The 23835-nt window shown below is 61.1% G+C and carries 18 protein-coding genes; 17 read left to right on the top strand and 1 reads right to left on the bottom strand.

Going from position 1 to position 23835, the window contains the following annotated elements:
* The first annotated feature begins 5 nt into the window (after nt 1-5).
* The 17 genes from VIL80_RS15815 (at nt 6) to VIL80_RS15735 (ending at nt 21669) form a co-directional block, all read left to right on the top strand.
* A complete protein-coding gene (locus VIL80_RS15815; RefSeq protein WP_332037053.1) occupies nt 6-1001 on the top strand; it encodes an Asd/ArgC dimerization domain-containing protein in 996 nt (331 codons plus the stop codon).
* Nucleotides 1002-1300: 299 nt separating this feature from the next.
* The gene (locus VIL80_RS15810) at nt 1301-4363 is read left to right on the top strand and encodes a FimV/HubP family polar landmark protein (RefSeq protein WP_332037052.1); all 3063 of its coding nucleotides are present in this window, start codon (nt 1301-1303) and stop codon (nt 4361-4363) included.
* A gap of 99 nt (nt 4364-4462) precedes the next feature.
* The gene (truA, locus tag VIL80_RS15805; RefSeq protein ID WP_332037051.1) at nt 4463-5350 is read left to right on the top strand and encodes a tRNA pseudouridine(38-40) synthase TruA; all 888 of its coding nucleotides are present in this window, start codon (nt 4463-4465) and stop codon (nt 5348-5350) included.
* Between the two features lie 149 nt (nt 5351-5499).
* The gene (locus VIL80_RS15800) at nt 5500-6135 is read left to right on the top strand and encodes a phosphoribosylanthranilate isomerase (protein ID WP_332037050.1); all 636 of its coding nucleotides are present in this window, start codon (nt 5500-5502) and stop codon (nt 6133-6135) included.
* 17 nt (nt 6136-6152) lie between these two features.
* Nucleotides 6153-7373 carry a tryptophan synthase subunit beta gene (gene trpB / locus VIL80_RS15795; protein ID WP_332037049.1) on the top strand — a complete coding sequence of 407 codons (1221 nt, stop codon included), beginning with the start codon at nt 6153-6155 and terminating at the stop codon, nt 7371-7373.
* 8 nt (nt 7374-7381) lie between these two features.
* Nucleotides 7382-8194 carry a tryptophan synthase subunit alpha gene (trpA, locus tag VIL80_RS15790; RefSeq protein ID WP_332037060.1) on the top strand — a complete coding sequence of 271 codons (813 nt, stop codon included), beginning with the start codon at nt 7382-7384 and terminating at the stop codon, nt 8192-8194.
* 200 nt (nt 8195-8394) lie between these two features.
* Complete coding sequence (gene accD, locus VIL80_RS15785) at nt 8395-9249, top strand: acetyl-CoA carboxylase, carboxyltransferase subunit beta (protein WP_332037048.1); 855 nt, start codon at nt 8395-8397, stop codon at nt 9247-9249.
* Between the two features lie 102 nt (nt 9250-9351).
* Complete coding sequence (gene folC, locus VIL80_RS15780) at nt 9352-10596, top strand: bifunctional tetrahydrofolate synthase/dihydrofolate synthase (protein ID WP_332037047.1); 1245 nt, start codon at nt 9352-9354, stop codon at nt 10594-10596.
* 36 nt (nt 10597-10632) lie between these two features.
* Complete coding sequence (locus VIL80_RS15775) at nt 10633-11346, top strand: SPOR domain-containing protein (protein ID WP_332037046.1); 714 nt, start codon at nt 10633-10635, stop codon at nt 11344-11346.
* Nucleotides 11347-11563: 217 nt separating this feature from the next.
* A complete protein-coding gene (locus VIL80_RS15770; RefSeq protein ID WP_332037045.1) occupies nt 11564-12061 on the top strand; it encodes a CvpA family protein in 498 nt (165 codons plus the stop codon).
* 68 nt (nt 12062-12129) lie between these two features.
* Entirely contained in the window at nt 12130-13617 is a 1488-nt protein-coding gene (purF, locus tag VIL80_RS15765; protein WP_332037044.1) for an amidophosphoribosyltransferase, read from the top strand.
* A gap of 145 nt (nt 13618-13762) precedes the next feature.
* Nucleotides 13763-14947, top strand: a complete 1185-nt coding sequence (locus tag VIL80_RS15760) for an O-succinylhomoserine sulfhydrylase (protein WP_332037043.1) — start codon at nt 13763-13765, stop codon at nt 14945-14947.
* 104 nt (nt 14948-15051) lie between these two features.
* Complete coding sequence (locus tag VIL80_RS15755; RefSeq protein WP_332037042.1) at nt 15052-15963, top strand: AAA family ATPase; 912 nt, start codon at nt 15052-15054, stop codon at nt 15961-15963.
* Nucleotides 15964-16008: 45 nt separating this feature from the next.
* Nucleotides 16009-17028, top strand: coding sequence for a DUF58 domain-containing protein (locus tag VIL80_RS15750; protein WP_332037041.1), 1020 nt, complete (start codon nt 16009-16011; stop codon nt 17026-17028).
* Nucleotides 17025-19094 (top strand): transglutaminase TgpA family protein, encoded by a 2070-nt coding sequence (locus tag VIL80_RS15745; RefSeq protein ID WP_332037040.1) that lies wholly within the window; start codon nt 17025-17027, stop codon nt 19092-19094. The genes VIL80_RS15750 and VIL80_RS15745 overlap by 4 nt, the downstream gene beginning before the upstream one ends.
* An 83-nt stretch (nt 19095-19177) precedes the next feature.
* Nucleotides 19178-20434, top strand: a complete 1257-nt coding sequence (locus VIL80_RS15740; protein ID WP_332037039.1) for an MFS transporter — start codon at nt 19178-19180, stop codon at nt 20432-20434.
* Between the two features lie 41 nt (nt 20435-20475).
* Nucleotides 20476-21669, top strand: a complete 1194-nt coding sequence (locus tag VIL80_RS15735; RefSeq protein ID WP_414684578.1) for an MFS transporter — start codon at nt 20476-20478, stop codon at nt 21667-21669.
* Here the strand turns inward: VIL80_RS15735 and VIL80_RS15730 are convergent.
* Nucleotides 21644-23835 (bottom strand): transporter substrate-binding domain-containing protein (locus tag VIL80_RS15730; RefSeq protein ID WP_332037037.1); only part of this gene is annotated, 2192 nt, incomplete at its 5' end. The genes VIL80_RS15735 and VIL80_RS15730 overlap by 26 nt on opposite strands.

Below are 23835 nucleotides of genomic sequence, written 5' to 3'. Positions count from 1 at the left end.
CAGATATGACTGAATCCAACCGGGAACTGGTGATCCTTGGCGTCGGCAGTGCGCCCTTTGATGCGCTGCTGGAGATTCTCGAGGAGCGCAATACCGTTACCCCCGCGCAGCTGAAACTGGTGGTGGCGGACGAGGCCGAGGCCGATCCGCAGGTGTTCGCCAATCGCAGTATTCCGGTGGTACCGCTGAGTGAGTTTGCGTTTACCGCAGATCAGGTGGTGTTGCTGTTGACCGGTGGCGAAGCTGCCGCTACGGCAATGGCCAAGGCGGAGGACGCTGGAGCCTGGGTGGTGGATGCCGCCGGTATCAGCCGTGGTGATGAATCCGTCGCCCTGATTCATCCGCTGCTGAATGCGGCGGAACTGCAATCTGTCGAGCGCAAAGTGGTGGCGGTACCGGGTGCTGGCGCGGCGATGGTCGCGGAGGCGCTGTTCCCACTGAAAGTGCAACTGAAGTCTGTGGAAGTGGTACTAATTCAGCCGGTGTCCGCCCTCGGCAAGGCCAGCGTGGATGCCGCCGCGGCGCAGACCGCGCGTCTGTTCAACGGCCAGGAGCCGGAGGTGGATGAAACCACCGGGCAGCGCCTCGCGTTCAATCACCTGAGCTCTGCCGAAGCACTGCTGGAAAGCGGGCATAATTTGAGCGAACTGGCGCTGGTGGTCGAGCTGCGTCGCCTGCTGGGCGATTCCGTTGCGCTGGATGCCACGATTAATACGGCGTCGGTGTTTCATGGCCAGCTGGCGAATCTGAGTGTGCAGTTCGAGAGCCCGGTGGAGCTTGCAACCGTGCGCGGCCTGCTGACCAACGGCGCGCGCCTGGAAATGCGCGAGCGCCCGTCGGCACAGGATGCGGTGGGTAGTGAAAATACCCTGGTCGGACGTCTGCGCTCCGGGCTGCTCGGTCCGGCATGGGTTAATTTTTGTGCAGCATCTGACAATTTGAGGAAAGACGTCGCAATTAACTGTGTACAGATTGTCCACTTGTTGCTAAAAACCCATTGATATTTAATACTTAGCGGCCTTTCTGAAGGTTTCTTCTTAACATTACCCGCGCTTGGGACCCGGTGTTGCGTGGGGGCAGTACCGAAAATATGTGAGGAGAAACCCGACGGGCTAAGTCTTTTTCGGGGGGCGACTCTTTCGCTGGAGAGTTTCGCCAGAGAATAGAGCCTGGTGTCTGAACACTGGTTCTTTTGATTAAAAAATGCGCGGATTGCCGCGCAATCCGGTTTCTGTTTCAGGCTTTTTGGTTGATTAACAAACAGATTCCGGAGTGATTCTAAAAATAAAGGGAATCGGTTATGCGTGTGCAAAAGCTGGCACTTGCAGTTGGTCTGGTCAGCGCACTGGGAGGCAATGGGGCTCTGGCGCTCGGTCTGGGTGAGATCAAACTGAACTCCACCCTCAACCAACCTCTCAATGCGGAAATCAAACTGCTGCAGACCCGTGGCCTTGGTGAAAGTGAAATCAAGGTGCGCCTGGCCAGTTCCGACGATTTCGAGCGCGCCGGCGTGGACCGTGCCTATTTGCTCGAAGAACTGCAGTTCAGCGTCGACTACTCCAGTGGCGAGCCGGTGGTGCGTATCTCCAGCCGTGCACCGATCCGCGAACCTTTCCTGAATTTCCTGGTGGAAACCCGCTGGCCCAGTGGCCGTCTGCTGCGGGAATACACCCTGCTGATGGACCTGCCGGCGTTCTCCACCAATACCGCTTCCCAGCCAGTGCAGGCTGCCGAACGCGAGCGCCAGCAAGTGCGCCGCGATCCTCCGGTGCAGAAACCGGTGCAGCCCGCCGTCCAGCGTCAGCCGCAACCGGTGCAGGCGCCAGTGGAACAGCCCGAATCCGAATACCAGGCACCGCAGGAAACCCCGGCTACCGAACCCGCACAGCCGGTGTACGAAGCGCCCGCCGAGCAATACGCCGAACCCCAGGCGGAGACCTCCGCGAGTTCCGGCAGCCGTGTTTACGGTCCGGTGGAAGCCAACAAAACCCTGTGGGAAATCGCCCGCGACAGCCGCGAAACCCGCGAGGTCAGCGTGCAGCAGACCATGCTGGCGATCCAGCGTCTCAACCCTGAGGCGTTCATCAACAACAATATCAACCTGCTCAAGAAGGGCGCGGTACTTCGTCTGCCCACCAACGACGAGGTGCGCAGCCTGACCCGCTCCGAAGCGGTCACCCAGGTAGCTACCCAGAACGATGCCTGGCGCGAGCGGGTTGGTGATGCCGCTGTTACCGGTGCACCGCTGGATGGCCGCGCGGTGGTAGAAGAGACGGTCGAGAGCGATGCGCTGGAAGGTCGAGTATCCCTGGCGGCACCTGGCGACAACGAATCCGTACTCTCCGGCACCGGCAGTGGCACCAGTGAAAGCGAAGCCCTCGAAGGCGAGCTGGCGGTAAGCGAAGAAGAGCTCGACAAGTCCCGTCTGGAAAATTCCGAACTGCAGGAGCGTCTCGGCGAGCTCAACGAGCAGATCGATACCATGGAGCGCATGGTCGAGGTTTCCAACGAAGAAATGCAGGCGGTGCAGACCGCGGCGGAGCAGTCGCTCGAGAGCACTGATGCCGAAGCCGGCGCAGAAGAAATAACCGCGGAAACTGGCGAAGAAGTCGAAAATGTCGATGTCGCGCCGGTGACCGAAGATCAAAACGCCGTTGCTGAAGAGACTGCCGAGGTGGCGTCGGAAGACGACAGCGCGCGCAATCGCGTGGTGGTGCAGACCCGTGCTGAACCGACGCTGGTCGAGCGCGTGATGGAAAACATCGTGCCCATCGGTGCCGGTATCGGTGCGTTGCTGGTGGCGCTGTTCGGCTTCTTCACCTGGCGTCGCCGCCGTGAGGAAGAGGAAGCTATCCGCCAGGTTGAGGCTGAGATGGCGGCCGAGCGCGTGCAGGCGGAAACGCTGGAGTTTGCCGAAGACGATGACAACCTCTCCGCCGTGGAAGAGCTGGAAGCCGGCGAAAATTTTGACCTGGATCAGTTGGGTGAAGTGGAAACCGACGATCCCGTTGCGGAGGCGGAGATCCACCTGTCCCTGGGTCAGTACCAGGAGGCTGAGGCCAAGCTGCTGACCGGACTCAAATTGGCTCCCGCCAATATCGAGGCGCGCCTGATGCTGCTGGAGGTTTACGCCCAGCAGAAGAATGGCGAGCGGTTTGATGATCACTACCGCCAGTTGCTGGGTTACAGCGATGGCCCGGCGGCAGACCGCGCCGCGCGCCTGCGTGACACCATTCCCGGTATTGGTCCGTTTGAGGTTCCGGAGATGAATTTCTCCAGCGAGTCCCTCGAAGCCGCGCAACTTGACGACATGAGTGCGGAATTTGACGGTGCAGGCTTCGATCTCGAGGCGAGCTTTGATGACCTCGACGAATTTTCCGTTGGCAAAGATACCGATTCGGTAACGGCCACAAGTGCTGCCCAGGACGACGATGACTTCGGACTGCTGGATGAGTTGTCGCTGGATCTCGACGACGACGGTTTTGACGCTGCGCCGCAAACTGCAGAAGCCAGCGACAGTGAGTTTTCCCTCGATCTGGATCTGGGTGACGATCTGGAAAGTGATTTCGATGGCGATCTCGAATTCGGTGAGCCCGCGCTGGAAATTGCCGGTAAAGAAGATCCCGTGTTCGAGTTCGACCTGGACACCGGTGCCGAACCGAAAGCGCAAGCAGCGGCGGATAGCGATCTCGAATTCGACGATCTGATCGCCGACGGCGAGCTGGACCTCGATAGCCTGGACGATTTGGGTGAAGTGGAAGGCTTTGATGGCCTGGAGCTGGGTTCCGACTTTGATACTGAGGCGAAGCAGCCCGTGGCTGCCGCCCAATCAGCGCCCGCACTGGAAGATGGTGGTCTCGACTTCGAGCTGGACCTGACGCCGATGGGTGACGAGGACGAGCTGGCGCTGGACGACGAAGCTTTTACCAGCAGCGCGAGCGAAAGCGTTGAGCTCTCCGGTGATGAAGGCAATCTGGATGGTCTCGATCTCGACGCCATCGACCTTGATGTTATCGACCTCGGCGAGCTGGGTGATTTCGGTGACCTGGACGATATGGAGTTGGAGGGGGACCGGGAAATTGCGGTTGCCCAGGAATCTGCGAAACAGACGCAGCCGGTGGCCGCTGCCGCCGCCGATGAGGAAGCGTTGAGCGATCTGGGCTTTAATCTGGAGAGCGATCTCGATTCTGAGCTGAACCTGCTGGAAGGCGGTGATGAAGTCAGCACCAAGCTGGAGCTGGCCCAGGCCTACCTGGACATGGGCGACAAAGACGGCGCTCGCGAGATTCTGGGTGAGGTGGTGGAAGAGGCTGCCGGCGAACAGCAGCAACGTGCGAAAGACATGCTCGAGCGCATGCGCTGATATCGCCCGACGATTTATTCACGCTATCTACAGCGACAACACTTTGACCCCGCTATACGCGGGGTCTTTCTTTTTTCACGCAGGTGTAAAATCCGCTGCATGATGAACAAGATTTACCAATACAAAGCCAATGGCGAAGTGCCGGAAGGCGAGTCGCTGCCGCCGGGACTGCGCCGGATTGCGCTCGGCGTCGAGTACTGCGGTTCCCGGTTGCGGGGATTCCAGAAGCAGAGCCACGATCCTCTGACGGTACAGGAGACCCTGGAAAAGGCGATATCCAAAGTGGCGGCAGAGCCCGTCACCCTGGTGTGTGCCGGGCGCACCGACGCGGGCGTGCATGCCACCGGGCAGGTGATTCATTTTGATACCCACGCGGTCCGCCCCTGGAAAGCTTGGGTGCACGGGGTCAATACACAGATGCCGTTCGATGTGCGGGTGCACTGGGCGCAGGAGGTGCCGGCGCAGTTCCACGCACGTTTTTCCGCGCGCAATCGCACCTACCGCTACCTGATTCACAGTGCGACCACGCGCTCGGCACAGTCGGTGAATGAGGTTACCTGGACCGATCGCGAGCTGGATGTCGACGCTATGCGCGAGGGGGCACAGTATCTTATCGGCGAGCACGACTTCAGCAGTTACCGCGCTGCGCAATGCCAGGCAAAGTCGCCTGTACGCCGGTTGGTCAAGCTGGATATTGGGCGTGTCGGCCCACTGATCGTGCTCGAGGTCAGCGCGACCGCGTTCCTGCATCATATGGTGCGCAACATTACCGGTGTGTTGATGGCGGTGGGGCGTGGCGACCGCAAACCCGAGTGGGTGCGGGAAGTGCTGGAAGCGCGCGACCGGACAGCCGCCGGCGTCACCGCACCTCCCCACGGTTTGTATCTGGTGGATGTGGGCTATCCCGAAACATTCACCCTGCCGTGCGTGGAACCTGGGCCGCTGCTGGTACCGCTGCCGCTGGGTGCGATTGGCGGTGCAAGCTGATCACCATCTGCAGGAGTGACGCTCGCGTTTCGCCTACTCCCCTGATCTGCTAGTATCCCGGGCTCTCCGATTTTCTCTGCTGCCAGCGCACGGGATTCGTGGCGTTTCGTGACCGGACGCCAGCTGGCAGTGCCAGCGGTGTATGGATTATGCGCGTAAAGATCTGCGGAATTACCAGTGTTGAAGATGCCGTTCTCGCGGTGGAAGCCGGCGCGGATGCGCTTGGGCTGGTGTTTTATCCCCCGAGCCCCCGACACGTGACCCCGGAGAAGGCGGCGGAAATTGCCCGTGCGGTATCTCCGTTTGTGGTGCTCACCGGCCTGTTTGTGGATGCGCACCCGGAGCAGGTGGAGGGGGTGCTGGCTCATGTTCCCCTCAATCTGCTGCAGTTTCACGGCGACGAAAACGCGCCCTATTGCCGACAGTTTCACCGCCCGTATATCAAGGCGCTGCGCATGAAGCCGGAACTTAACCCGGTGGAGGCCATGGCGGCCTTTCCCGACGCCCGCGGCATTTTGCTCGACGCCTACCGCAAGGGGGTTCCCGGTGGTACCGGTGATACCTTCGACTGGCAGCGTGTGCCCCAGGACAGCGGTCGCCAGATAATCCTCGCCGGCGGACTGACGCCGGAAAACGTGGCTGGGGCCATTGACGCCGCACGGCCGCAGGCGGTGGACGTAAGTGGCGGTGTGGAAAGGTCCCCCGGGCGCAAAGATGTTGCCAGGGTGCGGGCTTTTATTCGCGCCGCCCGGGCCAGGCTCCCGGAGCCGCTGGAACAGAATTGACACAAGGAGTTTGAGCAGTGAGTAAAACGACTTCCCCTATCGATTACGGGGCCTACCCGGATGCCCGCGGGCACTTCGGCGAATTCGGCGGACGCTTTGTTTCCGAAACCCTGATCAGCGCGCTGGACGAGCTGCAGGAAATGTATCAGCGCCTGAAGAACGATCCGGAATTTCAGGCCGCATTCGACTACGACCTGGCACATTATGTGGGTCGCCCCTCACCGCTGTATCTGGCGGAGCGCCTGACTGCGGAAGCCGGCGGCGCGCGTATCTGGCTCAAGCGCGAAGATCTGAACCACACCGGTGCGCACAAGGTAAACAACACCGTGGGCCAGGCATTGCTGGCCAAGCACAGCGGTAAATCCCGGGTGATCGCCGAAACCGGCGCCGGTCAGCACGGTGTGGCGACCGCCACTGTGGCGGCGCGCCTGGGACTCAAGTGCGCGGTGTACATGGGCGCGGAAGACGTGAAGCGTCAGTCCCCGAATGTATATCGCATGAAGCTGCTGGGGGCCGAAGTGATTCCGGTGGAGTCCGGTTCCAAGACGCTGAAAGACGCCATGAACGAAGCCATGCGCGACTGGGTTACCAATGTGGATGACACCTTCTACATCATCGGTACCGTGGCCGGCCCGCACCCGTATCCGCAGCTGGTGCGGGATTTCAATTCCGTGATCGGCCGCGAAGCGCGCCGTCAGAGCCTGGAACAGTTCGGCCAGTTGCCGGATGCACTGGTGGCCTGCGTCGGAGGCGGCTCCAACGCCATTGGCCTGTTCCACCCGTTCCTCGCCGATGAATCGGTAAAAATGTACGGTGTCGAGGCGGGCGGTGATGGCATCGAAACCGGCCGTCACGCCGCGCCGCTGAACAAGGGCATACCCGGTATCCTGCACGGCAACCGCACCTACCTGATGGAAGATGACGACGGCCAGATCATCGAGACCCACTCTGTGTCTGCCGGTCTCGATTATCCCGGTGTCGGCCCCGAACACTCCTGGCTGAAAGATATTGGGCGGGTGGATTATGTCGCCATCAACGATGACGAAGCCCTCGCGGCCTTCCGCAAACTGACCCGTACGGAAGGGATTATCCCCGCACTGGAATCCAGCCATGCGGTGGCCTACGGTCTGAAGCTCGCGGCCTCCATGCGGCCGGACCAGAACATTGTGGTGAACCTGTCCGGTCGCGGTGACAAGGATATCTTCACCGTTGCCGCCATCGACGGCATCAAGGTTTAAGGAGTGGCATCGTGACCGAAGCAAACAGAATTGATCGCCGCTTTGCCAAACTGCGCAGCGAGGGCCGCAAGGCGCTGGTGACCTACATCGTCGCCGGTGACGGCGGCCTCGAGAATACCGTGGCGCTGATGCACCAGCTGGTGGCCAGCGGTTCCGACCTGATCGAGCTGGGTGTGCCGTTCTCCGACCCGATGGCCGAGGGGCCGGTCATCCAGAAAGGGCACGAGCGCGCGCTGGAGCAGAAGACCTCCCTGCGCAAATGCCTGGCCCTGGTTAAGGAATTCCGGGAAAAGGATGCCGATACCCCGGTGATTCTGATGGGCTACGCCAACCCGATCGTAAGAATGGGTACCGAAGCCTTCGCCGATGCCCTAAAAGAAGCCGGTGGTGACGGTGCCTTGACGGTGGATATTCCCGCGGAAGAGGCCGGACCGTTGAACGAGCTGCTGAAGGCGCGCAACCTGTGCAATATCTTCCTGCTCACGCCCACCACCAGTGATGAGCGTATTGCCGAGATCACGCGCCTGGCCAGTGGATTTGTCTACTATGTTTCCCTGAAAGGGGTCACTGGTGCCGGGCATCTGGATCTTGGCTCCGTGCGTGAAAATCTTGCGCGCATCCGCCGCCATACCGATCTGCCCCTGTGTGTGGGCTTCGGCATCAAGGATGGCGCCTCTGCCAAGGCGGTGAGTGCCGATGGTGATGGCGCGGTGGTGGGCAGTGTGCTGGTGTCCGCGGTGGGCGAATCCACCGACGCTGCCGCCGCCAAGGATCGCCTTGGCGCGCTGGTGTCGGAGATGCGCACGGCGCTGGACGCCTGAGGCGTCGGCCCTGCGTTTTGTTATTGGCCAGAAAGCCGGAATACGCGGCTTATCTGGCCAAGTGCAATTTTTTTTAAAGTGGTTTAATTCGCGGTTTTGGAATTGCCGGTCATTTATCCTTGCCCCCCATGTGATAGGGATGACGGGCGCTCAGTCCCGGCAATAAACGAATTCAGCAAGTATCGGATTTTGGAAACAGAATGAGCTGGTTAGAAAAAATTGTTCCCTCGGTGATCCGCACCGAGCGCCGTACCGGGGCCAGCAAGGTGCCGGAAGGGGTTTGGAAAAAGTGCGTGAAGTGCGATTCCACCCTGTATCTACCCGAACTGGAGCGCAATCTCGACGTCTGCCCGAAGTGTGATCATCACTTCCGCATCGGCGCGCGTCGGCGCCTGGATATGTTCCTGGACAAGGACCACCGCGAAGAGCTGGCCACGGAAGTGGAGCCGGTGGACCGCCTCAAGTTCAAGGACGTGAAAAAGTACAAGGACCGCCTGACCCAGGCGCAGAAGGCCACCGGTGAAAAGGATGCGCTGATCGCCATGCAGGGGTTGCTGGAAGGCAAGCCGCTGGTCGCGGTGGCGTTCGAGTTCGCATTCCACGGCGGTTCCATGGGCTACGTGGTGGGCGAGAAGTTCACCCGCGCGGCCCAGCGTGCACTGGAAGAGCGGATTCCCCTGGTGTGCTTCTCGGCCACCGGTGGTGCGCGTATGCAGGAGGCGCTGATCTCGCTGATGCAGATGGCGAAGACCTCTGCGGTGCTGGAAAAGCTGCGTATGGCGGGCGTGCCCTACGTCTCCATCATGACCGATCCGGTGTACGGCGGTGTGTCCGCGTCGCTGGCGTTGCTCGGCGATATCAATGCCGCGGAGCCGGGTGCCCGCGCTGGCTTTGCCGGCCCGAACATCATCGAGCAGACCATTCGCCAGAAGCTGCCGAAAGGTTTCCAGCGTGCGGAGTTCCTGCTGGAGCACGGTGCCATCGACATGATTATTCCGCGCCACGATATGCGCAATACCGTGAGCCGCCTGCTGGGCAAGCTCACCAATAACTGATCTGCGAGTCAGACCCTTCGGGCCCCGCCGAGTGCGGGGCTCGTTCCCACCCGCATTCGCGACTAAAATCCCCACACCTTTCATAAACGCATCACTCTTACTATGCGCGACCTTCAGTCCTGGCTCGCACGCCTGGAAAAACTGCACCCCACTGAAATTGAACTTGGCCTCGAGCGCGTCTCCTCGGTAGCCCGTGCCCTCGGCGTGGATACGCCCGCGCGTCGGGTCATCACGGTGGGGGGCACCAACGGCAAGGGAAGTTGCGTGCGCACCATGGAGGCGCTGCTGCGCGCTGGCGACCACTCCGTCGGCGCCTACAGCTCGCCCCATCTGCTGCGCTTCAACGAGCGGGTGCGAATAGGCGGGGAAGAGGTAGCCGACAAGGCGCTGATCGAGGCGTTTGAGGCGGTGGAGCAGGCGCGGGGGGAGACCAGTCTGACCTATTTCGAGTTCACCACCCTGGCGGCCTTCTGGCTGTTCAAGCGGGCGGGTGTGGAATTCGCGCTGCTCGAAGTGGGGCTCGGCGGGCGCCTGGATGCGGTGAATCTGGTGGATGCGGATATCGCGATCATCACCAGTGTGGCGGTGGATCACGAGGCCTGGCTCGGCAGCGACCGCGAGGTGATCGGGCGCGAGAAGGCGGGTATTTTGCGCGCGGGCAAAACCTTTGTGTGTGCCGACCCCAGGCCACCGGCGTCGGTGGTGGATGCGGCGCGCAAGCTCGAGTGTGAAAGCTTCTTTATCGGCCACCAGTTTTCCCTCGCTGACAACCGTTACCAGTTGCATGCAGAGCCGGAGCTGGACATCGGGTTGCCGGAATTGCGTCTGCCACCGGCCAGTGTGGCTGCGGCGTTGACGGCGCTGGCCATCGCCGGTGAGCTGCCGGGGGCGGATCGGGTGTTCGAAGTTCTGGAAGACCTGCGCATGCCCGGGCGCTGCCAGTCGCTGGCGTGGCAGGGGCACCAGCTGGTGCTGGACGTGGGGCACAATCCGGCGGCCGCGGAATATCTGGCGGACTGGCTGGATCGCCACCCGGTGCGGGGGCGCACCCTGGCGCTGGTGGCGGTGATGGCGGACAAGGATATTGGCGGGCTGGTCGCGCCGTTGGCCGGACACATTGATCACTGGTATCCCGCGCTGCTGCCGGGGAACCCGCGCGCGGCGGGTGCGGAGCAGCTGCTGGCAGGGCTCGCCGCTGGCGGTGTTGATTCGGGCCGGATTGAGGCGCGGTGTGAGCCGGTCGCGGGGCAGTTGTCGCGCGCCGCGGCGGCGCTGGACAGGGATGACAGGTTGCTTGTATTCGGTTCTTTCTTTACCGTTGCGGAAGCCTTGACCATTATCGGTTAGCGGCAGCTCGCACCAGAACATTGAGAGAACACCTGCATGGCCAGTCGTGACAATGACTCCTACTCCGCTTCCCCCCGCCGTCGTCTGAATGACGGGGTCAAGCAGCGTATTGTGGGTGCGCTGGTGCTGGCGGCGCTGGCGGTGATCTTCCTGCCCAGCCTGTTCGATCGCGAAGGTGCCCGCTACGTGGATGTGACCAGTCAGATTCCGCCGGCGCCGGATATCAAGCCCATCTCCATATCCGAGCCCGAACCGGTGAAGGGCATCGAGCCGGCACCGCCGGTCAACGAGGTTTTCCAGCCGGAATATGTGGAGCAGAAAACCCCGGCGCCGGATCCGGAGCAGGTTTCCCTCGAGCCGCAACAGCCGGAGCCGGAACCGACGGTTGCCGCGCAACCCGCATCCACAGCGAGCAAGGAACCCGCGCAGGCGCTGGCCGCAAGCAAGCCCGCGGCAGACAAGCAGCCGCAGCTGCCTGCAGAGGAAACCCAGCTGGACGAGCAGGGCTTGCCGGAAGGGTGGGTCATTCAGGTGGCGGCGTACAAAGATTCCGACAGTGCCGACCGCATGCGCGGCAAGCTGCTGGATGCCGGCTTTCGCGCCTATACCCGCGCGGTAGATACGCCCAAGGGCCGCTTCGTGCGGGTCTTTGTTGGCCCCAAGCTCAGTCGTACGGATGCCCAATCAGATAAGCAGAAACTGGACAAACTGCTGAAGGCGGAAACGCTCATCCTTCGCTATCGGGCCTGATAGCGCGGTTGCCCTGAGGCCTCTGCCATTTCATCCTGCTCCTCTCCCTTGCTGCGTTATCGCCGGATTTGGGCTCTGACCCGGCAGTCTGTGCCATTTCTCCAAATGCAAGTGGCCATCCAAATACACTGGATTTGGTGAACTGCTTCACTGGCCCGGGTCGGTAAGTTAGAATGCGCGCTCTTCGCGGCGGCCGCCGCGTAGCAGGTAGGGTTGAATGAACTGGGCTGACTGGACCATTCTGGCAATTGTCGCCATTTCCACGCTGATCGGCTTGGGCCGAGGCTTCGTGCGCGAAGTTCTGTCGCTGCTCACCTGGGTGGCCGCATTCGTGGTGGCGATGATGTTCCGTGACCAGCTGGCACCACTCCTCTCCAACCTTGTCGATACACCGTCACTGCAGGCCATTGCCGCCTTCGCCATTCTGTTCATCGCTACCCTGCTGGCCGGTGCCGGCCTGAATATGACCCTGTCCGCGTTCGTGGAGGCCACCGGCCTTTCCGGAACCGACCGGGTGCTGGGTATGGTGTTCGGTCTGTTTCGCGGCGGCATCATAGTGATGGCACTGCTGATCTTTGCCCCGGCGCTGGCGCCGGTGCAAGAGGACCAATGGTGGCAGGAATCGACGCTAATACCTCGCTTTCTCACATTTGAGGATCGCGCGCGCGAAGCGGCAGGCGCGATCAAGGATTTCTTCGCAGGGCAATTTGATTGATCGTAGGTCTGCAGGAGGCAGCACACGATCACCTTGACCATTTCGAAACGACTGGGGTTATCTGAAGTATGTGTGGCATCGTTGGAATCGTTGGCAAGAGTGACGTCAATCTGCAGTTGTATGACGCGCTCACCATGCTGCAGCACCGGGGCCAGGATGCCGCGGGTATCGTCACCTGTGATGGCGACCGCCTGAACCAGCAGAAGGCAAACGGCCTGGTGCGGGATGTGTTCCGCGCGCGCCATATGCAGCGCCTCACCGGCAACTTCGGTATCGGCCATGTGCGCTACCCGACCGCCGGCAGCTCTGGCCCGGCACTGGCGCAGCCGTTCTACGTCAACTCCCCTTACGGCATTGCCATGGCTCACAATGGCAACCTCACCAATGTGAAAGAGGTGAGCGAGGAGATCTTCCAGCAGGACCTGCGCCACATCAATACCGACTCCGATTCCGAAGTTCTGCTCAACGTTTTTGCCCACGAACTGCACAAACTGCACAAACTCCAGCCCAAGGCCGAAGACATCTTCACTGCGATGCGCGCAGTACACAAACGCGTGCGCGGCGGCTACGCCTGTGTGGCGATGATCGTCGGGTACGGTGTGGTGGCGTTCCGCGACCCCAACGGTATCCGCCCGCTGGTCTACGGCAAGCGTGAAACCGATCAGGGTACCGAATATATGGTGGCCTCCGAATCCGTGGCCCTCGACGTACTGGGTTACACCCTGGTGCGCGATGTGGCGCCGGGTGAGTGTCTGTACATCGAGCTGGATGGCACCCTGCATTCCGAGCAGTGTGCGGAAAACCCGCAGCTGCGCCCGTGCATTTTCGAGCACGTGTACTTTGCCCGTCCGGACTCCATCATGGATGGGGTTTCCGTACACAAGGCGCGCCTGCGTCAGGGCGAACACCTGGCAGAGAAAATCCTGCGCGAGCGCCCGGATCACGATATCGACGTGGTCATCCCGATTCCTGATTCCTCTCGCTCTGCGGGCCAGATGGTGGCACACCGCCTGGGAGTGAAATTCCGTGAAGGTCTGGTGAAGAACCGCTATATCGGCCGTACTTTCATCATGCCGGGCCAGAAGCAGCGCAAGAAGTCTGTGCGCCAGAAACTGAACCCGATCGAGCTGGAATTCCGCGGCAAGAATGTATTGCTGGTGGACGATTCCATTGTGCGCGGTACCACCTGTAAACAGATCATCCAGATGGCGCGCGATGCCGGTGCCAACAAGGTGTATTTCGCTTCCGCAGCGCCGGCGGTGAAATATCCGAACGTATACGGTATCGACATGCCGTCTGCCACCGAGCTGGTAGCCCACGACCGCACCACCGAAGAAGTGCGTGAGGAAATCGGTGCGGATTGGCTGATTTATCAGGACCTGCCGGATCTGATTGTTTCCTCCGGCGAAGGCAACACCGAGATCAAGCAGTTTGAGAATTCGGTGTTTGACGGTGAGTACATCACTGGCGATGTGACCGAGGAATACCTCAACAGCCTGCACGCGGCGCGCAATGACAATGCCAAGGAAAGCAAGGGCAAGCAGAGCCCGATGTAACTTTCCGAACGATTTGTTTCGCTGATACCTCGGCCCACCAAATGGTGGGCCGAGTTGTTTTCGGAATTTGTTTCTGTTCTGCGATGTACTTGTTCATGGGGTAAGATTGCCGTCACCAATCACTCAGACCCGGGACGGTTAATCCATGTTTGAAGACGACGGCTACGCGCTGGAAACTCTGGCGGTACGTGCAGGCCAGAGCCGGTCGGCGGAAGGCGAGCATTCAGAGCCTATCTACACCACTTCCAGTTACGTCTTTCCCTCCGCGGCAGAAGCCGCTGCGCGCTTCACCGGGGAATCCCCCGGCAACGTCTACTCGCGCTACACCAACCCCACCGTGCGCATGTTCGAGCAGCGCATTGCCGCGATGGAAGGCGGTGAGGCTGCGGTTGCCACGTCCAGCGGCATGGCCGCGATCCTGAGTCTGTGTATGGCGCTGCTGAAAAGCGGTGACCGGGTCATCTGTTCCCGCAGCGTGTTCGGCACCACCACTGCGCTGTTTACCCGTTACATGGTCAAGTTCGGCGTCAAGGTTACCTTTGTCGACCTCACCGATCTGCAGGCCTGGAAAGACGCACTGGATGGCGATACCAAGCTGCTGTTTATGGAAACCCCGTCCAACCCTCTGTGCGAGGTCGCGGACATCCGCGCCATGGCGGATCTCGCCCACAGCGCCGGCGCGCAGCTGGTGGTGGACAACTGCTTCTGCACGCCGGCGCTGCAGCGCCCGCTGGAACTCGGCGCGGATATCGTGGTGCACTCCGCCACCAAATTCCTCGACGGCCAGGGCCGTTGTGTCGGTGGTGTGGTCGTCGGCAAAAAAGCAGTGATGGATGAAGTGGTCATCTTCCTGCGTACCTGCGGTCCCAGCATGAGCCCGTTCAACGCCTGGGTTTTCCTGAAAGGCCTGGAAACCCTGAAGCTGCGGATGCAGGCCCACTGCAACAGCGCTCTGGATATCGCCTGGTGGCTGAACGAACAGCCGCAGGTGGAAAAGGTCAATTTTGCCGGCCTTCCCAGCCACCCCAACCACCAGCTCGCGGCTGCCCAGCAGAGCGGCTTCGGTGCCGTGTTCAGCTTCACCGTCAAAGGCGGGCGCGAGGCGGCGTGGAAGGTGATCGACGCGTGCAAGATTTTCTCCGTCACCGCCAATCTCGGCGATGCCAAGAGCACCATCGTCCACCCGGCCACCACCACCCACGGCCGTTTGAGCGAAGAAGACAAGGCGCGCGCGGGCATTACGGAAAACCTGATCCGTATTTCTGTGGGCCTGGAAAATGTTGAAGATCTCAAGGCGGATCTGGCACGAGGCTTGTCGTCACTGGCGTAAAGCGGTCACAATGGCGCGGAATGTGGCGAATTGGATAGTGCCCGCTTACTGCGGGCCTATCATTAATAGCTAGTGAAGAAAAACCGAGCAGTAATGGATTTGCCGTGCAAAAAATTATCTCCGCCATCGTCGCCGATATCGGCAAAGTTCTGCTGGGTAAGGAACATCAGGTAAAACTTGCACTGGCCTGCCTGCTGGCCCGCGGCCACCTGCTGATCGAAGACCTGCCGGGCATGGGCAAGACAACCCTGGCCCACGCACTTGCCCAGGTCCTGGGGCTTTCCTACAAACGGGTGCAGTTCACCAGCGACATGCTGCCGGCGGATATCCTCGGCGTCAGTGTTTTTGAGCGCGAGTCCGGGCAGTTCCGTTTTCACGAAGGTCCCGTCTTCAGCCAGCTGTTACTGGCAGACGAAATCAACCGCAGCTCCCCCAAAACACAGAGCGCACTGCTGGAAGCCATGGAAGAGCGCCAGGTCAGTATCGACGGCGAAACCCGCCGGCTGCCGGAACCTTTTTTCGTCATCGCCACCCAGAACCCCCTGCAACAGTCCGGCACCTTCGTGCTTCCCGAATCCCAGCTCGACCGCTTCCTGATGCGTATCAGCCTCGGTTACCCCACCAGGGAAGCCGAGCGCGCACTGTTCCAGGGTGTCGACCCGCGCGCCCAGCTCGCTCAGCTCAAGCCGCGCATCAACAGCGAGGGCCTGCGCAAACTGCAGTCCCTGGTGGGGCAGGTGAAGGCGTCGGAATCCCTGTTGGATTACCTCGAGCGCCTGGTGCAGCACAGTCGCCACAGCCCCGAGTGCGCCGTCGGTCTGTCGCCGCGCGGTGCCCTGGCGCTGCTGCACGCCGCCCGCGCCTGGGCGCTGATTCACAACCGCGGCCACCTGTTGCCGGAGGACCTGCAGGCAGTACTGCCCGCTGTGGCCGGCCATCGCCTGCAGAGTGATGGTGGCGACGGCGCGCAACTGGTGGATCGTATGATGCACCAGGTGGACATCATCGCCGCCTGAAGTCGGACGGTGTGCAGGATGGGCAGATAACAGGGTGTGAATAGAGTGCTCGGGAAAATATCCGCCAACCGAGAAGTCGCCAACAACACGAACCCGTGGCGGCGTTTGTTCCACACGCGCTGGCTTCGCTGGCTCGATCGCCGCGCCCCCGCGGCAACCAGCGTCATCCTCAACCACCGCAAACTGTTCGTCATTCCCACCCTGGCCGGTATGGGCTTCCTGCTGTTGATCGCGCTGTTGTGGCTGCTCGGCACCAACTACGAAAACAACCTGGTGTTTGCCCTGACATTTCTGCTGGTTGGCCTGTTCGTGGTGCTGCCGGTACACACTTTTGCCAACCTTTCCGGCCTGAAACTGCGATTGCTCGAAACCGCACCGGCGTTCGCCGGCGATTTCGGCGAGGCGCGCTTCGACCTCACCAAAACCGGCAAGCGCCATCACGAGCGGGTCAGGCTCGCCTGGCCGCCGGAGGAGGGCGTGGTGGTGGATGTGACCGAGGGGCGCGATGGGCGCGAGATCCGCCTCGACCTGCCGCTGGTACGGCGCGGCCGGGTGCGCGCACCGCGCATCCTGGTGGAAAGCCGTTTTCCGCTCGGGCTGTTCCGCTGCTGGAGCTGGGTGGACCTGGACGTGGAGTTCCTGGTCTACCCGCAGCCGAAATCCGCCGGCCCACTGCCGGTGGGTGCGAGTGCCGGTGACGGCGAACAGGAGGTGGCACACTCCCCGAGTGGCGATGACTTCGCCGGCCTCAAGCACTATCAGCCCGGTGACTCCCTGCGTCACGTGGCCTGGAAGCAGTACGCCGGTGGCCGCGATCTCTACAGCAAGGAGTACGCCTCCGGCAGCGATGTGCGCCTGTGGCTGGACTGGGACCTGCTCGCAGGGCGTGATGTGGAAACCCGCCTCAGCAATCTCTGCGCCTGGGTACTGGAGGCGGAGCGCGCCCAGGTTCCCTACGGCCTGCGCCTGCCGGGGCAGACCGTGGCGCCGGGTCTCGGCAGTGCGCACAAAGCCCATCTGCTCGGTCTGCTGGCACTGTTCCCGGTTCAGGGGGTGCGCGAGTGAGTTCTGCTTACGATCACAGCCACAGCCAGCTCAATTCCCTGTTGCCGCGTGAGAGCCTGCTGTGGATCTTTGCCGCGCAACTGGCAGTGTTATTACCTCACTTCTCCCACTTGCCACTGTGGTTGCTGGGCGCCTGGACCGGAGCGGTCTACTGGCGGCTGGAAGTATTTCGCGGTCGCCGCGAAATGCCCGGGCGCCTGGTGAAGCTGCTGGCGGTGTCGCTGGCGATTGTGGGGCTGGCGCTCAGTTACCGGCGCTGGTTTGCGCTGGAACCTATGGTGGCGCTACTTGCGGTGTCATTCACCCTGAAAAACATCGAACTGGTCAGCCGGCGCGACGCGCTGCTGAGCCTGATGCTGGCGTATTTCCTCGCCGCTACCCTGTTCGTGTTCGAACAGACGATTCCCTATGCCCTCTACGGCATGCTGTGTGTGGTGCTGATCACTGCAGCGCTGTCGGCGCAGCAGGGCAGGGGCAGCGCGCGGCCGGGGCGGGCGCTGGGCCTGTCGCTGAAGCTGCTGGCACAGGCGGTGCCGGTGATGCTGATCCTGTTTGTGGTGATCCCGCGCCTGGGGCCGCTGTGGGCGGTACCGCAGAACAGTGCCAAGGCGTCCACCGGGATCAGCGATTCCATGAGCCCGGGGGATTTCAGCGAACTGTCGAAATCCGACAAGCCGGCCCTGCGTATCGCCTTCGACGGGCCGTTGCCGCCGCCGGAGCAGCGCTACTGGCGCGGGTTGGTGTACACCCACTTCGACGGCCGACGCTGGAGTGAGCCGGATTTCGGCCACCAAACCGCACGCTGGCCCCGGGGGCGCGGCAGTCGCTCGGAGGATTACGGCGACACCCCGGAAAGTGAGCACACACTGCCGGCGGTGGGCCCGCGCTATCGCTATCAGGTGATTCAGGAAGCGAGCCACACCCCCTGGCTGTTTGCAATGGCGCGGCCGCACTCGGAAACCGATGGCGTCCGTACCACCGGCGATGACACCCTGCTGTACCGGATGCCGGTGAGCAGCCGTCTCGCCTATGACGTGCGCTCTTGGCCGCGGGAGGGGCTCGCCCGCAGTGAGCCACTTGGCAGCGCGGAACTTCGCCGCCACCTGCAGCTGCCCAGCGCGGGCAACCCCGAGGCGCGGGCCTGGGCGCGGGCGCGGCTGGATGAGGGGATGAGTGCCGAACAGATTTCTGCGGCGCTGCTGGACCTCTACCACCGCAGTTTCACCTATACCCTGCGCCCACCGGCACTCGGTAGCGACAGCGTGGATGACTTCCTGTTTGCCACCCGCGAGGGCTTCTGCGAGCACTTCGCCAGCAGTTACGTGTTTACCATGCGCGCGGCCGGGGTGCCGGCGCGGGTGGTGGCCGGTTACCAGGGCGGTGAGTGGGTGGAACAGCAGGCGTATCTGCTGGTGCGACAGTACGATGCGCACGCGTGGGCGGAAATCTGGCTGCCGGGGCGCGGCTGGGTGCGGGTCGATCCCACTGCCGCGGTGGCCCCGGAGCGTATCCGCGACGGCTTGCAGAGTGCCGCCGCCGAGGAATTCATGCAGGACGCGCTGCTGCCCCTGCACAAGATTGCCTTCATCAGCCGCCTGCGCCTGCAGTGGGACATGATCAATTACCGCTGGTACCAGACCGTGGTAAGTTTTGATCGGGACCGGCAACAGGGACTGCTGACGCGACTGCTCGGCGAGGTGTCGCCGCTGCGCCTGGCTCTGCTGCTGGGGGTTCCGGTGGTTTTGGCGCTGTTGGCTCTGTTGCTGTGGTTGCATCTGAGCAGCCGCGGCCCGGCACTGCCAGCGGCCAGCCGGCTCTACCTGCGCTTCTGCCAGCGCATGGCACGTGCCGGGATTGCACGCAATCCCGGCGAGGCTCCCGGGGACTTCGCCCGCCGCATCGAGCGGGAAGTGCCGCGGCTCGGCCCCATGGCCCGCCAGATTACCCTGGCCTATGAGCGCGCCGCCTATGGCGACAGTGCCGCGGCCGAACGGCAACTGCGTCGCCTGCTGCGGGGCTTCTGGCCCATGCGACGCGCCCGCCCCGAAGTCGTACAAACTGTGTGACAATAGCGCCCGCTTCGGGCGGACCTCCGCCGCCCGCAACGCCGCACTGGCGATAGCACGCTAACCCGTTTCCGGATTCTGTAATGGTATTTCCCGCACTGGCGGCACGACTGCGAACCTTCCTTCTCGGCTATAGCGGCACCTCCCTGGCCACCGGCCTGCAGGTGATCCTGCTGCCGTGGATCGCGGTTTCCCTGATGGACCTGCCGGCGCTGCAGCTGGGTTGGGTGCAGGCGTCGGTACTGCTGCCAAACCTGGTTTTTTTGCTGTTTGGCGGCGCCCTGGCCGACCGCTTCGACTCTGCGCGGGTAGCAGCGCTTTCCTGTATAGGGCTCGCCCTGTGTCACGCGCTGCTGGCGATCTGGTTGCTGGAGCGGGTGCCGACCCTGCTGCTGTTGCTTGCCTACGGTGTCAGCCTCGGGGTGTGTACTGCTTTTCTGCAGCCGGCGCGGGACAATCTGGTACAGCGCTGTGCGCGCAAGCCGGGAGACGGCGCCGGCAAGCTGAGTGAGGCGCGGGTGCAGAACACCGTGACTTGGATGATGCTCGCCCAGTACGGTGGGCAGGCGGTGGGAATGTTGCTGGCCAGTCGCTTCGATCACTGGGGCGCGGAGCCGTTGCTGATGATCCAGGTGTGCACCCTCGGCTTCGCCGCGCTGTTTTTCTTCTCCATGCGTCACTCCGGCCCCACGCCGCAACAGGTCTCGCAGAAGCTACCCTCGGCGCTGCTGGAGGGCTTTGCGGAGGTGCGCAACAGCCGTGCAATTCTCGAGCTGGTGCTGCTGGTGGGGTTCAACGGCCTGGTGCATATCGGCGTGTTTCTGGTGGTGCTGCCACTGATGGCAGACAGCTACGACCGCGGTGCCAGCTATTACGCCACCCTGCAGATCGCGTTCGTGGTGGGAACGGTGATTGCCACCGTGGCCATGTTGCGCCGCGGCCAGGGAAATCAGCCCGGGCGCGGTGTATTGATGTGCCTGCTGTACAGCGCGGCGCTGCTGATCGCCATCAGCTTTGGCCCCACGCCTTTCGGCCTGATGCTGCTGTGCGCCTGCTGGGGCGCGGTGGCCGCGGCCTCCGCCGGGCTCGGGCGCGCCATCGTCCAGCTGCTGGCGCCGGAGCAGGTGCGCAGCCGGATCATCTCCATTTACCAGTTGTCCCTGTTCGGCTCCGCGGCTATCGGCGCGCTGGCGGCGGGGGTGATCAGTGAATTTTCTGCGCCGCTCACCACCCTGCTGTGGGCGGGTATTTTCAGCCTGGTGGCATTTGCGCTTGCCTGGTACAGCGGCGCGCTGCGCAGGCTTAAATTTCACGGCGACATGACTAGTACCCCGAAATAAGACTCTCACATACAACCCTTGGCCGAGCTCTGAATCCCATGATGAATTCCTTTCAATGGCGCCGCCCGGAAATCCTGCTGTTGCTGCTGGCGCTGGCCATGCCACTTTCCTTCGGGGTGTGGCAGGCACTGCTGAACAATTTTGTGATCGAGCGCGCGCACTTTACCGGTGCGGAAATCGGGCTGTTGCAGAGTGTGCGGGAAATCCCCGGTTTCCTCGCCTTTACCGTGGTGTTTGTGCTGTTGCTGGTGCGGGAGCAGCGACTTGCCTTCATCTCGCTGATCGCCACCGGCGCGGGGGTGGCAATCACCGGATACTTTCCCTCCACCATCGGGTTGCTGTGCACCACCTTGCTGATGTCAGTGGGATTCCATTATTACGAAGCGCTGAAAACCTCGCTGGCACTGCAGTGGCTGCCGAAAGAGACCTCGGCCATCTGGCTCGGGCGCATTATGGCCGCCGGTTCCTTTGCCTCGCTCGCGGCCTACGGTCTGGTGTGGCTCGCGGCGGAAAAACTACAGCTGGATTACACCTGGATTTACCTGATCGGCGGCGGCATTACCGTGGCGCTGGTGGCGGCACTGTGGTTCGCGTTTCCCGCCTTTCCCCAGCCCCACGTACAGCACAAGAAAATCATCCTGCGCAAGCGCTACTGGCTGTATTACGCGCTCACCTTCATGGGCGGCGCGCGCCGCCAGATCTTCGTGGTGTTCGCCGGCTTTCTGATGGTGGAAAAATTCGGTTACAGCGTGGCGGAAGTGGCCCAGCTGTTTATTGCCAATCACCTGTTGAACCTGTATCTGGCACCGAAGATCGGCCGCTTTATCGTGCGTTTTGGCGAGCGCCGCGCGCTGACGGTGGAATATATCGGTCTGATAGTGGTGTTTGGTGGCTACGCACTGGTGGAAACTGCCACCGCGGCGGCGGCGCTCTACATCGTCGACCATCTGTTTTTCTCCATGGCTATTGCCATCAAGACCTACTTTCAGAAAATCGTCGATGAGCGGGATATCGCCTCCTCCGCGGCGGTGAGTTTTACCATCAACCACATTGCCGCGGTGATCATCCCGGTGGCATTTGGCCTGATGTGGTTGGTGTCGCCGGCGGCGGTGTTCTGGTGCGGTGCTGCCATGGCTGCGGGCTCGCTGCTACTCGCGCAGAATATTCCGGCGCTGCCGGCGGCGGGCAATGAGGTACGCTGGGGCAGAATCAATACGCCGGGCGCCACGGCGTAATTTGTATCTGATCTGTGGTGGTTTTCAGGAAGCGTCCATACACATGGCAACGTTGGCCTGGCAGCAGTGGGGGAGCATATTGGCACTCCCTGTTGTCGGGTAGGACCCAGCTGGTATCCCCGCTAACGACGTCGGTATAGGCCTTGTAAAGCTGACTAATCTTTTTTACGTAAGCCACTGGCTCAGACCCGCGACAGTAGCCGTAGCGTGCCTTTTCGAAGTAGCGAGGCTCCGACAGCTTCAGCATGGCGACTTCCACATTGCCGAACCACTTTTTCCGATCCAGTCCAAGATGGTCCGCTAGCCGCTGTGCGTCATACAAATGACCAACTCCGGCGTTGTAGGAGGCCAGGGTGAACCAGAGCCTTTCTCTCTGTGGTAGTGGTCCGCTAAATCGATTTCGCAGCCAGTCGAGATATTTCACCCCGGCCCTGATGTTTTTGTCGGGGTCAAAAAGCGGTGGGGGGTAGCCCATATCCCGGCCCGTTTGGGGCATTATCTGTAACAGCCCCTGGGCGCCGACCGGAGACTCTGCTTTTGGGTTGAAACTACTTTCTTGCCACATCTGCGCGATGACCAGGCGCCAGTCAATATCGTATTTGAGAGCGGTTGTCTTGACCGTCTTGTCGAAGGGAGAAATATCTTCTCCGGGGATTATTTTCGCCCTGATTTTTTCAACATGGCGCTTTTCTGGTTTGAAATAGGTTGCGAGCAGATTTTGATATTTATTGCTGTCGCGAAACGTCCCCATGAACGCATTGATGTGCTGCAGAAGGCTGTGGTTGCCTTGCTTTACCATCCAGCCCTGGGGGAGTGGAGCGCTGACTTTAACGCCGATGATCAGGCTTGGTCGCAACGCTGAATGAATTTCCGCGAGATAGGCGTCTTCAATCGTCGCATCAAATTCACCGTCGGCCACTTTGTCCAGGATCTCGTCAAACGACATGCCCCGCGGAGCAAGATTTATCTTTACGTCTATACCGCTTTTCCGCAACAGGCTCGCGGTTTCGACGAAGGCGGACAAGGGGTGAACGGTCAGGGTACGCCCTCGGAGGTCTTCAAGGGTCTCTATTTTTGGCTTGTTGCGATTGCTGATGGTCTGCTGTGGCGTTTCTATGAACGGGGTGCTGAAATCCACCCCCTTTCTCTTGCGCGCATCGGTTATGGTAGTCGAGGCTCCGGCCATGTCTGCACGTCCGTCAATGACCCAGTCGACCAGGTTCTCGCCGTGTGGCACGACGATAATTTTGAGCTGTAAGTTGTTCCTGTCGGCGAATGCTTTGGCCATTTCATAGTCGAACCCCATCAACACGCCGCGCCACAAAAAATAGCTGGTGGGGCCGTTATAGGTTGCGAAACGCAGCAGGCCAGATTTTTTTATCGAGCTCCAGTCTGAGTTCCGGTCTTCATCCGCAACAATCAATATTCGGGTAAGGAAGTTGTTGATGCGGTGTTGTAATTTGGGAGAGTTTTTCCGTACGCCCCATACGATATCCAACGGACCGGTGACGTCCGCGCCCAATACAATATCTTTTCTGTATTGTTGGAACTCTTTAACCGCTGACCTGTGCAGGATCGTTACGGCTTTAGGATTTGTAGTCAGTGCGTCAAATAACTCCTCCCGCTGGAGGGGAAGCTTTACCTTTTTGACTGAAATATTCGCCCCCGGGTTGTTGTTGGCAATTTCCTGTGCGATCTGCACCGCGGCACTACCGGCGATGGCAAGAATCTCTACGTCTTTCAAGTTTTTGACATCGCTGACATCGGGTCCATTTACTCCTGCAACGAGCACCGCCGGCGCATGCAATATGGGGATGGTGAGCCTGAGGGGCTTCGCATATATGTTGCTGGCAGTCAGGTTGCCGGCGATTACATCCGCTTCTCCGCGGTCAACCATTTCTATGCATTGCCGCATCGAGTCGCAGGTCAGCCACTGGAAGGGCAAATTTAACCTCGCCGCGAGCTCTTTCGCTAGCAGCAAGTGTGTCTGATTGACGATGTTGTTTCTCGGTAAAGTTTCCTGGGTGTCGCCGACAATACTGACGAATCGAATAAGTCCCCGATGTTTAATTTCGGAAAGGTCTCCTGCTTCCCGGTAATTTGGTGGTTCAAGCGTTGGTGGATTACCTTGATGGTTGAATGACCTGTTGGGGGTTTCGGCGGTAG

Source organism: Microbulbifer sp. (assembly GCF_036563125.1).
Lineage (GTDB): Bacteria > Pseudomonadota > Gammaproteobacteria > Pseudomonadales > Cellvibrionaceae > Microbulbifer.
This window is presented reverse-complemented; position numbering and strand designations above follow the sequence as displayed.

Bases quoted from the DNA above. Each gene is read 5' to 3' on its own strand.
- folC (WP_332037047.1), top strand. From the start codon at position 9,352: ATGCGCGACCTTCAGTCCTGGCTCGCACGCCTGGAAAAACTGCACCCC.
- truA (WP_332037051.1), top strand. From the start codon at position 4,463: ATGATGAACAAGATTTACCAATACAAAGCCAATGGCGAAGTGCCGGAA.
- accD (WP_332037048.1), top strand. From the start codon at position 8,395: ATGAGCTGGTTAGAAAAAATTGTTCCCTCGGTGATCCGCACCGAGCGC.
- VIL80_RS15800 (WP_332037050.1), top strand. From the start codon at position 5,500: ATGCGCGTAAAGATCTGCGGAATTACCAGTGTTGAAGATGCCGTTCTC.
- purF (WP_332037044.1), top strand. From the start codon at position 12,130: ATGTGTGGCATCGTTGGAATCGTTGGCAAGAGTGACGTCAATCTGCAG.
- VIL80_RS15810 (WP_332037052.1), top strand. From the start codon at position 1,301: ATGCGTGTGCAAAAGCTGGCACTTGCAGTTGGTCTGGTCAGCGCACTG.
- VIL80_RS15815 (WP_332037053.1), top strand. From the start codon at position 6: ATGACTGAATCCAACCGGGAACTGGTGATCCTTGGCGTCGGCAGTGCG.
- VIL80_RS15760 (WP_332037043.1), top strand. From the start codon at position 13,763: ATGTTTGAAGACGACGGCTACGCGCTGGAAACTCTGGCGGTACGTGCA.
- VIL80_RS15775 (WP_332037046.1), top strand. From the start codon at position 10,633: ATGGCCAGTCGTGACAATGACTCCTACTCCGCTTCCCCCCGCCGTCGT.
- VIL80_RS15735 (WP_414684578.1), top strand. From the start codon at position 20,476: ATGAATTCCTTTCAATGGCGCCGCCCGGAAATCCTGCTGTTGCTGCTG.
- VIL80_RS15740 (WP_332037039.1), top strand. From the start codon at position 19,178: ATGGTATTTCCCGCACTGGCGGCACGACTGCGAACCTTCCTTCTCGGC.
- VIL80_RS15770 (WP_332037045.1), top strand. From the start codon at position 11,564: ATGAACTGGGCTGACTGGACCATTCTGGCAATTGTCGCCATTTCCACG.